16 protein-coding genes are annotated in these 13,815 nt (G+C 63.5%); 8 read left to right on the forward strand and 8 right to left on the reverse strand.

The features are described from left to right. Positions 1–13: 13 nt before the first annotated feature. From rsmD to ACK1VC_RS00155, 3 genes are read right to left on the reverse strand one after another with little or no spacing between them, the layout of a single operon-like run. The gene (gene rsmD / locus ACK1VC_RS00145; protein ID WP_016489655.1) at positions 14–616 is read right to left on the reverse strand and encodes a 16S rRNA (guanine(966)-N(2))-methyltransferase RsmD; all 603 of its coding nucleotides are present in this window, start codon (positions 614–616) and stop codon (positions 14–16) included. Further along, positions 616–2,106 carry a M16 family metallopeptidase gene (locus tag ACK1VC_RS00150; protein ID WP_016489654.1) on the reverse strand — a complete coding sequence of 497 codons (1,491 nt, stop codon included), beginning with the start codon at positions 2,104–2,106 and terminating at the stop codon, positions 616–618. Before ACK1VC_RS00150 ends, rsmD begins: the two co-directional genes overlap by 1 nt. Continuing rightward, the gene (locus tag ACK1VC_RS00155; RefSeq protein ID WP_016489653.1) at positions 2,099–3,454 is read right to left on the reverse strand and encodes a M16 family metallopeptidase; all 1,356 of its coding nucleotides are present in this window, start codon (positions 3,452–3,454) and stop codon (positions 2,099–2,101) included. Before ACK1VC_RS00155 ends, ACK1VC_RS00150 begins: the two co-directional genes overlap by 8 nt. A 231-nt stretch (positions 3,455–3,685) precedes the next feature. Between ACK1VC_RS00155 and ftsY the strand changes: the two genes are divergently transcribed. The 4 genes from ftsY to rpoH all read left to right on the forward strand — a co-directional run bounded on the left by ftsY (position 3,686) and on the right by rpoH (position 7,892). Beyond that, complete coding sequence (ftsY, locus tag ACK1VC_RS00160; RefSeq protein ID WP_016489652.1) at positions 3,686–5,230, forward strand: signal recognition particle-docking protein FtsY; 1,545 nt, start codon at positions 3,686–3,688, stop codon at positions 5,228–5,230. A 2-nt stretch (positions 5,231–5,232) separates the two neighbouring features. Then, entirely contained in the window at positions 5,233–5,904 is a 672-nt protein-coding gene (gene ftsE, locus ACK1VC_RS00165; protein WP_009684915.1) for a cell division ATP-binding protein FtsE, read from the forward strand. After that, the gene (ftsX, locus tag ACK1VC_RS00170) at positions 5,901–6,926 is read left to right on the forward strand and encodes a permease-like cell division protein FtsX (RefSeq protein ID WP_016489651.1); all 1,026 of its coding nucleotides are present in this window, start codon (positions 5,901–5,903) and stop codon (positions 6,924–6,926) included. Before ftsE ends, ftsX begins: the two co-directional genes overlap by 4 nt. Positions 6,927–7,037: 111 nt before the next feature. Further along, on the forward strand, positions 7,038–7,892 hold the full coding sequence (gene rpoH, locus ACK1VC_RS00175) for an RNA polymerase sigma factor RpoH (protein ID WP_191087075.1): 855 nt from the start codon (positions 7,038–7,040) through the stop codon (positions 7,890–7,892). 134 nt (positions 7,893–8,026) lie between these two features. On the opposite strand, the gene mtgA is transcribed toward rpoH, so the two are convergent. After that, the gene (gene mtgA, locus ACK1VC_RS00180; protein ID WP_024717568.1) at positions 8,027–8,737 is read right to left on the reverse strand and encodes a monofunctional biosynthetic peptidoglycan transglycosylase; all 711 of its coding nucleotides are present in this window, start codon (positions 8,735–8,737) and stop codon (positions 8,027–8,029) included. 64 nt (positions 8,738–8,801) lie between these two features. On the opposite strand from mtgA, the gene ACK1VC_RS00185 reads away from it, so the two are divergent. From ACK1VC_RS00185 to trmB, 4 genes are all read left to right on the forward strand, one after another. Continuing rightward, the gene (locus ACK1VC_RS00185; protein WP_016489649.1) at positions 8,802–9,173 is read left to right on the forward strand and encodes a DUF423 domain-containing protein; all 372 of its coding nucleotides are present in this window, start codon (positions 8,802–8,804) and stop codon (positions 9,171–9,173) included. 102 nt (positions 9,174–9,275) lie between these two features. Further along, positions 9,276–9,476 carry a sulfur carrier protein ThiS gene (gene thiS, locus ACK1VC_RS00190; RefSeq protein WP_012274654.1) on the forward strand — a complete coding sequence of 67 codons (201 nt, stop codon included), beginning with the start codon at positions 9,276–9,278 and terminating at the stop codon, positions 9,474–9,476. A gap of 54 nt (positions 9,477–9,530) precedes the next feature. Next, on the forward strand, positions 9,531–10,343 hold the full coding sequence (locus ACK1VC_RS00195) for a thiazole synthase (protein WP_016489647.1): 813 nt from the start codon (positions 9,531–9,533) through the stop codon (positions 10,341–10,343). Between the two features lie 9 nt (positions 10,344–10,352). Continuing rightward, complete coding sequence (gene trmB / locus ACK1VC_RS00200) at positions 10,353–11,075, forward strand: tRNA (guanosine(46)-N7)-methyltransferase TrmB (protein WP_191087074.1); 723 nt, start codon at positions 10,353–10,355, stop codon at positions 11,073–11,075. Between the two features lie 204 nt (positions 11,076–11,279). On the opposite strand, the gene ACK1VC_RS00205 is transcribed toward trmB, so the two are convergent. Genes ACK1VC_RS00205 through ACK1VC_RS00220 form a run of 4 tightly spaced genes read right to left on the reverse strand, consistent with a single transcriptional unit; the run spans position 11,280 to position 13,815 of the window. Further along, the gene (locus ACK1VC_RS00205) at positions 11,280–11,606 is read right to left on the reverse strand and encodes a DUF3392 family protein (protein WP_016489645.1); all 327 of its coding nucleotides are present in this window, start codon (positions 11,604–11,606) and stop codon (positions 11,280–11,282) included. A 9-nt stretch (positions 11,607–11,615) separates the two neighbouring features. Further along, positions 11,616–12,791, reverse strand: coding sequence for a radical SAM family heme chaperone HemW (hemW, locus tag ACK1VC_RS00210; RefSeq protein WP_191087073.1), 1,176 nt, complete (start codon positions 12,789–12,791; stop codon positions 11,616–11,618). Then, positions 12,788–13,384, reverse strand: a complete 597-nt coding sequence (rdgB, locus tag ACK1VC_RS00215) for an RdgB/HAM1 family non-canonical purine NTP pyrophosphatase (protein WP_019097207.1) — start codon at positions 13,382–13,384, stop codon at positions 12,788–12,790. The genes hemW and rdgB overlap by 4 nt, the downstream gene beginning before the upstream one ends. Then, positions 13,381–13,815, reverse strand: coding sequence for a DUF4426 domain-containing protein (locus tag ACK1VC_RS00220; RefSeq protein ID WP_016489642.1), 435 nt, complete (start codon positions 13,813–13,815; stop codon positions 13,381–13,383). Before ACK1VC_RS00220 ends, rdgB begins: the two co-directional genes overlap by 4 nt.

Consider the following 13,815-nt stretch of genomic DNA (forward strand, 5'->3'; position numbering starts at 1 on the left):
CCGGTTTACCGGGTCATCCTCGCTGCCAGAGCGCGTAATGCACCTGGCCGGTTTTCTTCTCGCGGTGCAGGCGCCAGTTGCCGGGCATCGGCAGTGTTGAAGGCGCCGCTTCGCTTTCGGTGTAGATCAGCGCCTGTTCGCCCAGCCACTGGTTCTGCTCCAGCAGGTTGCAGGTGTTGGCCAGCAGGTCCTTGTGGAACGGCGGGTCGAGGAACACCACGTCGAACTGCTGCTTGGCCGGGCCTTGCAGGTAGCGCAGGGCATCGGTTTGCAGAATTTGCCCGCGCGGGCAACGAAGGATCTCGAGGTTGTTCTTCAGGTTGCCGATCGCAGCGGGGTTGCTGTCCAGTGCCACGGCATCCTTGGCGCCGCGAGACAGGGCTTCGAGCACCAGGGCACCGCTGCCGGTGAAGGCATCCAGTATGCGGGCACCCTCGATGTGCGGCGCCAGCCAGTTGAACAAGGTTTCGCGCACGCGGTCTGGCGTTGGCCGCAGGCCTTCACCTTCCGGTACCGCCAGGCGGCGGCTACGCCACTCGCCGGCGATGATGCGCAGGTGGCCCTGGCCCTTGCTTTGGCCCGATTGCGGGCGGGCGGGAGGGGTGGATCTTGGCATTAGTGCTCCGGTACCCCGAGCGCTTGCTCGGAGGGCTTTTCAGTAGGTGCTGGCAGGGGTTTCTGTGGCACTTTCGGGCCCACGGTGACGATCACCAGTTTATCGGCTGACAGGTGTTTGTTCATGGCTGCCTTGACCTGCTCGACGGTGAGGGCCTGGGACTGCTGCATGAAGTCTTCCAGCCAGGTCAGCGGCAGATTGTAGAAACCGATTGCACCCAATTGGCCGACGATGCTGGCGTTGCTGGCATTGGACAGCGGGAAGCTGCCGGCCAGTTCGCGCTTGGCATCGTCAAGCTCTTGCTGGGTGGGGCCTGTCGAGAGGTAGTCGGCAAGTATGCCCTGCACCAGCTTGAGCGTGCCTTCACTGAGCTCGGCACGGGTCTGCAGGTTGATCATGAACGGGCCACGCACCTGCATGGGGCTGAACACCGAGTACACGCCGTAGGTCAGGCCACGCTTTTCACGCACTTCGCTCATCAGCCGGGTACCGAAGGCACCACCGCCGAGGATCTGGTTGCCCAGCGACAAGGCTGGCCAATCCGGGTCTTGGCGGTCGATACCCAGTTCTGCCAGCATCAGGTGGGTCTGTTTGGACGGGAAGTCGATGTGGGTCAGGCCAGCCTTGGCTTCGCTGGGCTGGGCCGGCGCGGCAAGCGCCGGGCCCTTGGGCAGGCCTGCCGAAACCTGGGCAGCGATGGCTTCGGCCTCGGCCCGGCTGAGGTCGCCGACCAGTGCGATCACCGCGTTGCCACCGGTATAAGCCTTGGCGTGGAAGGCACGCAATTGTTCCAGGGTAATGCCGTTGATGGTTTCTGCGGTGCCATCGCTTGGGTGGGCGTAGGGGTGGTCACCATAAAGGTTGCCGAACAGGGCCTTGCCCGCGATCTTGCCGGGGTTCTGCTTTTCGTATTCAAAGCCGGCCAGCATCTGGTTCTTGATGCGCTTGAGGGCGTCCTCGGGGAAGGTCGGCTTGCCTGCCACTTCGGTGAACAGTTTGAGCGCAGGCTCACGTTTGTCCTTGGCGCTGAGGCTGCGCAGCGACGCCACAGCCATGTCGCGGTAGGAGCCGTTGCCAAAGTCTGCGCCCAGGCCTTCAAAACCTTCGGCGATGGCGGTTACGTCCTTACCGGCCACACCCTCGTTGAGCATGGCGTTGGTCAGCGCCGCCACGCCGGGTGTTCCACCGTCCTGGCTGCTGCCGGCGGCGAAGGTGACGCGCAGGTCGAACATCGGCAGTTCGCGGGCTTCGACGAACAGCACCCGGGCACCCTCAGCGGTGCTCCAGTGCTGAATGTTCAGCTGGCGCCGGCTGGGGGCCTTGCCATCCAGCTCGGCCAGCGACTGCAACGTGTTGGCCGGCCGGGCGGCGCTGTTGTCAGCCTTGGCGGAGTTGTCGGCCATGGCCGGTGCGGCCAGCACTGCCGCCAGCGCCAGGGCGCGGATGCCGGTGGCCAGCAGGGTTGGGCGTGGTGCGCGACGATCACTCATGAGCGGACTCCTCGGGCAGTACATGGGCAACGCTCAGGCGTTCACGGGTGAAATAGGTGCGCGCGGCGTTCTGGATGTCCTGCGGGGTGACTTGCTTGAGCTCGTCCAGCTCGCTGTCGATCAGTTTCCAGGACAGGCCGACGGTTTCCAGCTGGCCGATGGTGGTGGCCTGGCTGCTGATGGAGTCACGGTCGTAGACCAGGCCCGCAATGACTTGAGCGCGCACGCGTTCGAGCTCTTCGGCGCTGGGCGGGGTGGTCTTGAGTTCTTCAAGCAATTGCCAGATGCCTCTTTCCACATCGTCGAGGGTTTTCTGCTTCTGCACATTCGGCGTGGCCGAGATCAGGAACAGGCTGTCGCCGCGGGTGAAGGCGTTGTAGCTGGACGAGGCGCCGGCGACCAGCTCCTGGCCACGCTCCAGGCGTGCCGGCATGCGCGCGCTGTAACCGCCGTCGAGCAGTGCCGAGATCAGGCGCAGGGCATGCACGGTGCGCGGATCTTTGGCGGTGGGCAGGCCGGGCACGTTGAAGCCATAGATCAGGCTGGGCAGTTGGGTGCGTACGTGCAGGGTCAGCTGGCGCTGGCCAGGTTCGGCCAGCTCCAGGGGCAGTTTGGCTGGCGGTACGGCACGCTTGGGAATGCTGCCGAAGTACTTCTGCGCCAGGCCCTTGACCTCGTCGGCGGTGACATCGCCGACCACCACCAGAGTGGCATTGTTGGGGGCGTACCAGGATTCGTACCAGTGGCGCAGCTCTTCGACCTTCATGCGCTCCAGGTCGGCCATCCAGCCGATGGTCGGCGTGTGGTAGCCGCTGGCCGGATAGGCCATGGCGCGGAACAGCTCGAACGCCTTGGAATTGGGTTGATCGTCGGTGCGCAGGCGGCGCTCTTCCTTGATCACCTCGATTTCGCGGCTGAATTCGTCGGCCGGCAGGCGCAAGCTGGCCAAGCGGTCGGCCTCCAGCTCCAGGGCGACCGGCAAGCGGTCACGGGCCAGTACTTGGTAATAGGCGGTGTAGTCGTCGCTGGTAAAGGCGTTTTCTTCGGCGCCCAGGTCACGCAGGATGCGTGAAGCTTCGCCGGGGCCGACCTTGGCGCTGCCCTTGAACATCATGTGTTCCAGCGCATGAGACAAGCCGGTCTGGCCGGGGGTTTCGTAGCTGGAGCCGACCTTGTACCAGATCTGCGAGACCACCACCGGCGCGCGATGGTCTTCGCGCACGACCACCTTCAGGCCATTGTCGAGGATGAATTCGTGGGTGGGCTGCACATCGGCGGCGAAGGCGGCCAGTGGCAGGCACAGCGTGCCGAGCAACAGGCCAGCGGCGCGGCGGGCTAGAGCATTCATAAGGTGTTTAACCTGTTCGGCGGCCCGCTGGGTTTAGCGTCGACGGGCCAGGAGGTGCTAGGATACTGATCCGGTTGCCTGGCGACCATGCCTGTCGCCGTTCTGGCCCACAGGACACTACGACAAAACGTTGCGCATGAACCAGCCGGCTTCAAGATAGTCTGTTCTGCGTAGAGAGAATTCCCGATGTGCCATTGCTGGCTCATCGCTACCCTGAGATAGCCGTCCTCCATGTTTGGTTCCAACGACGACAAAAAAGCGCCGGCCGAGGCTGGCGAGAAGAAAGGCCTGTTCAGCTGGTTTCGCAAGAAGCCGCAGCAACCTGTCGCCGAACAGCCACAAGTCCCTGAATCCCAGGCTGCAGAGCCTGTAGCGCCGCCGTCTGCCGTCGAGCACCCTGAAGCTGCTCCGGTCGAGCCGGTGGTTGCTGAAGCACCCGCAACTGCAACTGAGGCCCCTCGGGCTGCTGAGCCAGCACCTGCCCCGGTGGCTGCCCCGGTTCCTGAGCCAGTACCTGCCCCGGTGGTTGCCCCGGTCCCTGAGCCAGCACCTGCCCCGGTGGTTACCCCAGCTCCTGAGCCGGCCCCCGCCCCTGTGGGAGCGGGCGTGCCCGCGAATGCGGAACCTGCGGCCCCGCAGCTCGAAACCCCTGCGCCAGTTGCAGCCCCGGCCCATCAGGCTGTCGAACCCCCGGTCAGCAACCTGGTCCTGCCCGTTGCCGAGGAGCCCGTCGCGCTCGTCCCTGACCTGGAGCCTAAGGCCCCGCCAGCGATTCCCGAGCGTCCGGTAACAGAGCCCGTGCAGGCAGAGCCCGAGCCTGTCGCTGCCGCAACCGTTGCCGAACAAGCCAAACCCGGCTTCTTTGCCCGCCTCAAGCAGGGCTTGTCCAAGACCAGCGCCAGCATCGGCGAAGGCATGGCCAGCCTGTTCCTCGGCAAGAAGGTCATCGACGATGACCTGCTCGACGAAATCGAGACGCGCCTGCTGACCGCCGACGTCGGTGTAGAAGCCACCTCGGCCATCGTCCAGAACCTGACCCAGAAGGTCGCACGCAAGCAGCTGGCCGACGCCGACGCGCTGTACAAGTCGCTGCAGGAAGAACTGGCCGCGCTGCTGCGCCCGGTCGAGCAGCCGCTGAAAGTGCAGGCGCAGAACAAACCCTATGTGATCCTGGTGGTCGGCGTGAACGGCGCCGGCAAGACCACCACCATCGGCAAACTGGCGAAAAAACTGCAGCTCGAAGGCAAGAAAGTGATGCTGGCTGCCGGTGACACCTTCCGTGCTGCGGCGGTCGAGCAGTTGCAGGTGTGGGGCGAGCGTAATCAGATTCCGGTGATTGCCCAGCATACCGGCGCCGACTCTGCGTCGGTGATCTTCGACGCAGTGCAGGCCGCCAAGGCCCGTGGCGCCGACGTGCTGATCGCCGACACTGCCGGCCGCCTGCACACCAAAGACAACCTGATGGAGGAGCTGAAAAAGGTCCGCCGGGTCATCGGCAAGCTGGACGCCGACGCACCGCACGAGGTGTTGCTGGTACTCGATGCCGGCACCGGCCAGAACGCCATCAGCCAGGCCAAGTACTTCAACCAGAGCGTCGAACTGACCGGTCTGGCCCTGACCAAGCTGGACGGCACTGCCAAAGGCGGGGTGATCTTCGCCCTGGCCAAGCAGTTCAACATCCCGATTCGCTTCATCGGTGTCGGTGAAGGTATCGATGACCTGCGCACCTTCGAAGCCGAGCCGTTCGTGAAGGCTCTGTTCGCCGAGCGAGACTGACCATGATCCGATTCGAACAGGTTGCCAAGCGCTATCCCAACGGTCATGTGGGTTTGCATGAGCTGAGTTTCCGGGCGCGCCGGGGCGAATTCCTGTTCGTCACCGGCCACTCGGGCGCTGGCAAGAGCACCTTGCTGCGTCTGTTGCTGGCCATGGAGCGCCCGACCAGCGGCAAGCTCATGCTGGCAGGGCAGGACCTGGGCCAGATCAGCAATGCGCAGATCCCGTTCCTGCGTCGGCAGATCGGCGTGGTGTTCCAGAACCACCAATTGTTGTTCGACCGCACCGTGTTCAACAACATCGCCTTGCCCCTGCAGATTCTTGGCCTGTCCAAGGCCGAGATCGCCAAACGTGTGGACTCGGCCCTGGAGCGTGTCTCGCTGGCCGACAAGGGCGAGCTGTTCCCGGCCGACCTGTCTACCGGGCAGCAGCAGCGGGTGGGTATCGCCCGCGCCATCGTTCACCAGCCGGCCCTGCTGCTGGCCGACGAACCCACCGGTAACCTCGACCCGCGCCTGGCAGCAGAGATCATGGGTGTGTTCGAGGACATCAACCGCCTGGGGACCACGGTATTGATCGCCAGCCACGACCTGGCACTGATTGCGCGCATGCGCCACCGCATGCTGACCTTGCAGCGCGGCCGCTTGATCGGCGATGGGGAGGCCGGGCAATGAGCACTACACGTACGCCGAAGGTTTCCGAGCGGGTTGCGCCAAAGCCTGCCGACCCGCAGCCGACGAAGAAAAAGCGCGGCGAAGACGATGACGGCCCGGATTTCCGTACGCTGCTGCATGCCTGGCTGGAAAGCCACCGTGCCAGCATGGCCGACAGCCTGCGCCGCCTGGGCAAGCAGCCGATCGGCAGCTTTTTCACCTGCCTGGTGATGGCGGTGGCGCTGAGCATGCCCATGGGCCTGTCGTTGCTGCTGAAGAACGTCGAGCAGCTTGGCGGTTCGTGGCAGCGCGCTGCGCAAATATCGCTGTACCTCAAGCTCGATGCTGGCAGCCGCGATGGCGAAGCGCTGCGCGACGAGATCAAGGGCATGCCGGGTGTGGCGGACGCGCAATTCGTCAGCCGCGAGCAGGCACTGGAAGAATTCCAGCAGCAGTCCGGTCTGGGCGAGGCCCTGCGCGAACTGCCCGACAACCCGCTACCAGGGGTGGTGGTAGTGACCCCGACCGAGGTCGACAAGCCGGCCCTGGACGCCTTGCGTCAGCGCCTGTCGGAGCTGCCGCGGGTGGAAGTGGCGCAACTGGACCTGGTGTGGGTCGAGCGCCTGGCGGCAATCCTCAAACTGGGTGACCGCTTTGTCTTCGGCCTGGCCGTGATGCTGATTTCTGCGCTTCTGTTAGTAATCGGTAACACAATTCGTCTACACATTGAAAACCGCCGTGTGGAAATCGAAGTGATCAAGCTGGTAGGCGGCACTGACGCCTACGTGCGCCGGCCTTTCCTGTACATGGGCGCCCTGTATGGCCTGGGTGCGGGCCTGCTGGCTTGGGGTATCCTGGCGTTTGGCCTGAACTGGCTCAACGACGCGGTGGTAGGGCTTTCCGGGCTGTACGGCAGTGACTTCGCCCTGGGTGGGGTGCCGGCGTCCGATGGTCTGTCGCTCTTGATCGGAGCGGTGTTGTTGGGGTATATCGGTGCATGGATTGCCGTCGCCCGCCACTTGAACGAGCTGGCGCCGCGATAGTTTTTACGTGCCAGCATTGACATTTTCTTCACTACGGAACTTGTACCGTCGTTCCAGGTCAATGTTGGCAGTGCCCACAAGGCGCGAGTTTAGTAAGTCGGAGGTTCTTGAATGACCACATCGTTGCAACCTGCCTATGCCCTGGTACCCGGTGCAAACCTGGAAGCCTATGTGCACACGGTCAACAGCATTCCGCTGCTGACGGTCGAGCAGGAGCGTGATCTGGGCGAGCGTCTCTATTATGAGCAGGATGTCGAGGCCGCTCGTCAAATGGTGATGGCCCACCTGCGTTTCGTCGTACACATCGCCCGTAGCTATGCAGGCTACGGGCTGGCCCAGGCCGACCTGATCCAGGAAGGCAACGTCGGCCTGATGAAAGCCGTCAAGCGCTTCAACCCAGAGATGGGCGTGCGCCTGGTGTCGTTCGCCGTGCACTGGATCAAGGCAGAAATCCACGAGTTCATCCTGCGCAACTGGCGCATCGTCAAGGTGGCCACCACCAAGGCCCAGCGCAAGCTGTTCTTCAACCTGCGCAGCCAGAAGAAGCGTCTTGCCTGGCTGAACAGCGACGAAGTGCATCGCGTGGCAGAAAGCCTTGGTGTCGAGCCGCGTGAAGTGCGCGAGATGGAAAGCCGCCTCAGTGGCCAGGACATGGCCTTCGACCCGGCAGCAGAAGCTGACGACGACAGCGCCTTCCAGTCGCCTGCGCATTACCTGGAAGACCACCGTTACGACCCGGCGGTGCAGTTGGAAGATGCCGATTGGAGCGACAACTCCACCAGCAACCTGCACGAGGCACTGCAAGGTCTGGACGAACGTAGCCGCGATATTCTCTACCAGCGCTGGCTGGCGGAAGAGAAGGCCACGTTGCATGAGCTGGCCGACAAGTACAGCGTATCGGCTGAGCGGATTCGCCAGCTGGAGAAGAATGCGATGAACAAGGTCAAGGCACTGATCGCAGCCTGATCGAGCCTTGGTTGTAGAGAAAGCCGCTGGCCCCGATGGGGCGAGCGGCTTTTTTGTGCTCGGCGTGAATGTTGTGACGCCCGTGAGATCGAGCGCCGCGCGGGCGGCGCTCGATTTGCGCATCACCGCAAAACTCAAAGCTTGCGCGATGTATCCAGCTGCATCAGGTAACCGGGCCCGCCCAACTGGCTCATTTGCCGGCGAATCCAGCCAGCCCGGCTGGCCACGTAGGTACTTGGCCTGCTGGCACTCCACTTGATCGGGCTTGGCAGCACCGCAGCCAGTTGTGCGGCCTGCTGGCGGCTGAGCCGGCTGGCATCGACACCAAAGTGATAGCGCGCCGCCGCCTGCGCACCAAACACGCCCTTGCCCCATTCGGCACTGTTCAGGTAAACCTCGAGAATGCGCTCTTTCGACCAGAACAGCTCAATCAGCGCGGTGAACCAGGCCTCTAGCCCTTTACGGAACCAACTGCGCCCGGACCACAGGAACAGGTTCTTGGCCACTTGCTGGGTCAGGGTGCTGGCCCCGCGCACATTGCCGCCACGCTCGTTGTAGGCCAGCGCCGCCTGGATGGCCGGGATGTCGAACCCCCAGTGAGTGGCGAATTTTTGGTCCTCGCCAGCAATGACCGCGACCTTGAGCTCATCGGAGATGTTCTCCCACGGCTCCCAGTCGCGCTGCAGGTCGATCGGCTCGCCATTAACCCAGGACTGGACCTTTCGCTCGACCATCAGCGCCGTGCCGGGCGGTGGCACCCAGCGGAACACCAGTACCAGCACGACGCTGCCGGCAGCGAACCAGAGCAGGGCGCGGAAGAGGCGACGGATAAAGGTTGGCAGCATGGCGATGGCTTGGCCGTACGGGTGGAAGGGGCCATTATACAGACCCGATACAAGGAGTCGTCCCATGCTTCGCAGCTTCCTGATGCTTGCCGCCTTTTTCGGCTTTACCGGGGTCGCCCTGGGTGCCTTCGCCGCCCATGGCCTGAAAAGCCGGCTGACGGCAGACTACCTGGCGATCTTCCACACTGGCGTGACCTACCAGCTGGTGCATGCCCTGGCGATCTTCGGTGTCGCCGTGCTCTCGGCGCACCTGCCCGGGCGCCTGGTTGGCTGGGCTGGCGGCCTGTTTGCGCTAGGGATAGTGCTGTTTTCCGGCAGCCTGTACCTGCTGACCCTCAGCGGGGTGGGCAAGCTGGGCATGATCACCCCGATTGGCGGCCTGTGCTTCCTGGCCGGCTGGCTGTGCCTGGGCCTGGCAGCTTGGCGACTGGGCTGACCGAGTGGTCCACAATCGCGACTAATGGCGTGCACCGGCCTTGGGTTGCAGGCCGGTTCGGCGCTAGAATGCGGGCCCCAAAGAACAATGGTGGCCGTGCGCATGCGCATTCAACTGAACGGTGAACCTTACGAACTGCCTGCTGGCGAAAGCGTTGCAGCCCTGCTGACGCGCCTGGAGCTGGCCGGGCGCCGTGTGGCAGTGGAACTGAACCTGGATATCGTGCCGCGTAGCCAGCACGACAGCACGCTGCTGAACGACGGCGACCAGGTCGAAGTGGTCCACGCCATCGGTGGCGGCTGACAGCAGCCCGGCGGTTTACAAGCAAGCCCAGCAACCTTTTCCCGAGGAACAACGATGAGCAACGTTCGTAGCGACAAGCCCTTCACCCTGGCCGGGCGTACTTTTCAGTCGCGCCTGCTGGTCGGTACCGGCAAGTACCGTGACATGGAAGAAACCCGCCTGGCCACCGAGGCCTCGGGTGCCGAAATCGTCACCGTCGCCGTGCGCCGCACCAACCTTGGTCAGAATGCGGGCGAGCCGAACCTGCTCGACGTACTGTCGCCCGACAAGTACACCATCCTGCCGAACACTGCAGGCTGCTTTGACGCGGTAGAAGCGGTACGTACCTGCCGTCTGGCCCGCGAACTGCTCGACGGGCGCAAATCGCACGAGTCCCGGACGCTGGTAAAGCTGGAAGTGCTGGCCGACCAGAAAACCCTGTTCCCCAATGTGATCGAAACCCTCAAGGCCGCCGAAGTGCTGGTCAAGGAAGGTTTCGACGTGATGGTGTACACCAGCGACGACCCGATCATCGCCCGCCAGCTGGCTGAAGCCGGCTGCATCGCGGTCATGCCGCTGGCTGGCCTGATTGGCACTGGCCTGGGTATCTGCAACCCCTACAACCTGCAGATCATTCTGGAAGAGTCCAAGGTGCCGGTGCTGGTCGATGCCGGCGTAGGTACTGCTTCCGACGCCACCATCGCCATGGAAATGGGTTGCGAGGCGGTGCTGATGAACTCGGCCATCGCCCACGCCCAGCAGCCGGTGCTGATGGCCGAAGCCATGAAGCACGCCATTGTCGCCGGTCGTATGGCCTACCTGGCCGGCCGTATGCCGAAGAAACTCTATGCCAGCGCCTCTTCGCCGCTGGATGGTCTGATCAAGTAAGAGCTCCTGATGACTGAATCGCACGATACGCCGATCACTCCCGACGGCGAAGCCCGCCCACACCGCCGCATCAAGAGCTTCGTGATGCGCGCCGGGCGCATGACCGAAGGCCAGCAACGCGGCCTGGATCAGGGCGGCCCGCTGTACATCCTGCCGCTGGCCGACAGCCCGGTGGACTATGACCAGGTATTCGGCCGGTCGGCGCCGCGCACCCTGGAGATCGGCTTCGGCATGGGCCATTCCTTGCTGGAAATGGCTGCTGCCGCACCTGAGCAGGACTTCATCGGTGTGGAAGTGCACCGCCCGGGTGTAGGCGCGCTGCTCAACGGCGTACTGACCCAGGGGCTTAAGAACCTGCGTGTGTACGACTGCGATGCCATCGAAGTGCTGAACCGCTGTGTGGCCGACAACAGCCTCGACCGCCTGATGCTGTTCTTCCCCGACCCTTGGCACAAGGCGCGCCACCACAAGCGCCGCATCGTCCAGCTGGAATTTGCCGAGCTGGTACGTCGCAAACTCAAGCCCGGTGGCGTGTTCCACATGGCCACCGACTGGGAACCGTATGCCGAGTACATGCTGGAAGTGATGAGCGCCGCCCCGGGCTATCGCAACCGTGCGGTCGATGGCACCTACGTGCCACGGCCGGAAGAGCGCCCGATCACCAAGTTCGAACGCCGCGGCGAGCGGCTGGGGCATGGGGTGTGGGACTTGAAGTTCGAGAAGGCGGATTGATCGGCTGATCTGGCCTTTCGATGTGCTGGTGCTTGCAGAAATGCGGGCGAAAAAAACCGCCTTGAGAAAGGCGGTTTTTTTGTGAGCGACAGGACTGAGTATCCTTGGCTCTGAGACTTCACCTCAAACATCCCCACAGAAATTACGCAACCGTCAAGATTTTGAGCAAGGCAGTGGCCCTTGCAAGGGCCTTTGTAGATGGAATCAACCCCTGCGATCAGCCACCACGCCAATCAACACCAGCACCACCAGCAACACCGGCGCCAGCGCGTAGTTGTTGAACTGGCCCAACCCCTTCACTACCCACGGCGTGGCATAGATTAGCGCTGCACCGCTGCCGACCACCACCATCAGCGCCATGAACGGCACCCGCAGTGCGCCCGCCAGCCCACCCAGGCGTTGCTCGGCCCAGGCTTTGACATCGGTGCCGAACAGCACCAGCAGGCAGCCTACCAAGGCCAGTGAAATCTCCGACAGGTTGCTGCGGCTCCAGCGGGAAACCGTCGCGAGCAGATCAAGTACCAGATCCATGGGTCATCCTTAGGTCAAGAAATACTGCAGCAGGTCATTGAGAAACAACTGGCCCCTTGGCGTGGCTGCCAGTCGATCCGGTTCGACCTGTAAAAGGCCCTTTTGTTCGGCGGCGCGGCGTGCCTCGCGCAGCTGTGCCAGCGGCAATCCCGTGCGCTGGGTGAACAGTTCGGCCTCCACGCCATCGGTAAGCCGCAGGGCGTTCATCAGGAATTCGAACGGCAGCTCGTCGACCGGCAGCAGCTTCTCGCCGGCCTTGAACGGTTTGGCCAGGTTTAGGTAGTCCTTGGGCAGGCGGGTTTTCCAGGTGCGCAGGATGCGCCCGTCGGCGAAGGTCAGTTTGCCGTGGGCACCGGCACCAATACCTATGAAGTCGCCGAAACGCCAGTAGTTGAGGTTGTGTTGCGCAGCACGGCCCGCCTGGGCGTAGGCCGAGACTTCGTACTGGCGGAACCCGTGCTTGGCCATCAATGCCTGGCCGGCTTCCTGGATGTCCCAGAGGATGTCGTCTTCGGGCAGCTCTGGCGGCTGGTTCCAGAACACCGTGTTCGGCTCCACGGTCAGCTGGTACCAAGACAGGTGCGTCGGCCCAAGGTCGATGGCCTGTCGCAGGTCGCCCAGTGCGTCATCCAGTGATTGGTCGGGCAGGCCATGCATCAGGTCCATGTTGAAGTTGTCGAAGCCCGCGGCACGCGCCGTGCCGGCGGCACGGACTGCTTCGTCACCATTGTGTATGCGCCCCAGTGCCTCCAGCTTGGCGGCCTGGAAGCTCTGTACGCCGATGGACAGGCGGTTGATGCCGGTTTGCCGGTAGGCCTTGAACTTGTCCTGCTCGAACGTGCCCGGGTTGGCCTCCAGCGTGATTTCGATGTCTGGGGCAAACGGGATGCGTTGTTCCACGCCGCGTAGCAGCCGGCCCAAGGCGTTGGCACTGAACAGGCTGGGCGTACCGCCACCAAAGAAGATCGAGCTGATCGGGCGGCCCTGTACCGCGGCCTGCTCCTGGTCCAGGTCGTCCAGCAGGGCTGTGACGTAGGCGTCTTCGGGCAGTTCAGGCCCGGCAGCGTGGGAGTTGAAGTCGCAATATGGGCATTTGCGCACGCACCACGGTATGTGGATGTACAGCGCCAGCGGCGGCAGGCTGGTAAAGCCCGCCGCGCCGGGTGAAGACAGCGTTGCGATCATGCCAGGCCCAGACGTTGGCGCAGCAGGGCCATGGCACGGGCGCGGTGGCTGAGCTGGTTTTTATCCACAGGGGCCAGGTCGGCGCTGGAGCAGTTGCGCTCCGGTACCCAGAACAGCGGGTCATAGCCAAAGCCGTGCTCACCGCTGGCCTCGAACAGGATGCTGCCGTGCCACAGGCCTTCGCACAGGATCGGCAGCGGGTCGTCGGCATGGCGCACCAGCGCCAGGACGCAGACGAACTGTGCGCCGCGTTCGGCCTCGGGCACGTCTTTCAGGGCCTCGAGCAGTTTGGCGTTGTTCGCCGCGTCACCCTTGCCGTCGGCATAGCGTGCCGAGTAAATGCCCGGCGCCCCACCGAGGAAGTCCACGGCCAGGCCGGAATCGTCGGCCAAGGCGGGCAGGCCGGAAATACGCGCGGCATTGCGTGCCTTGAGGATGGCGTTCTCGACGAACGACAGGCCGGTTTCTTCGGGCTCGACCTGGCTGAACTCACCAATCGAGCGCAGCTGCACGGACTGGCCGAGCATGGCCTGGAGTTCCTTGAGTTTGCCGGCGTTATGGCTGGCCAATACGAGTTGCTGGAAATTCATCATTCGCCTGGGAAAACTTCCTGATTGAAACTGAGGGAGTTGCTGATGCCGCCGGTTTCGATGTTCAGGTCGAAGGTGACGGTTTCTGGCTGTTCGATCTTGAACTGAGCGATGTAGTACACCGCGCCCTGTTCGGTAACCTGCTTGAATGACAGCGGGCTGCTGCGCCCGGTCAGGTCCTTGACTGTGCCGCTGACCAGCGCCGGGGCGGGCTTGCCGGCCTTGAGCACGGCAATGTTGAGCACGCCCTGGTTCTTGCTGCGCACCAGGCCGGTGGCTGCGGCCACCTCGGGCGTGAGCATGCTTGATGTGAATGCGCTGTAGTGCACCGTCACGTCGCCAAACACTTCCTTGCGCTCGGGCCGGGCGGCATCGGCAGCCAGTACCGGCAATGCCAGGCACAGGCTGAACAGGAACAGGGCTAGGCGACGCAT

It is taken from the genome of Pseudomonas sp. XP2 (genome assembly GCF_053557975.1).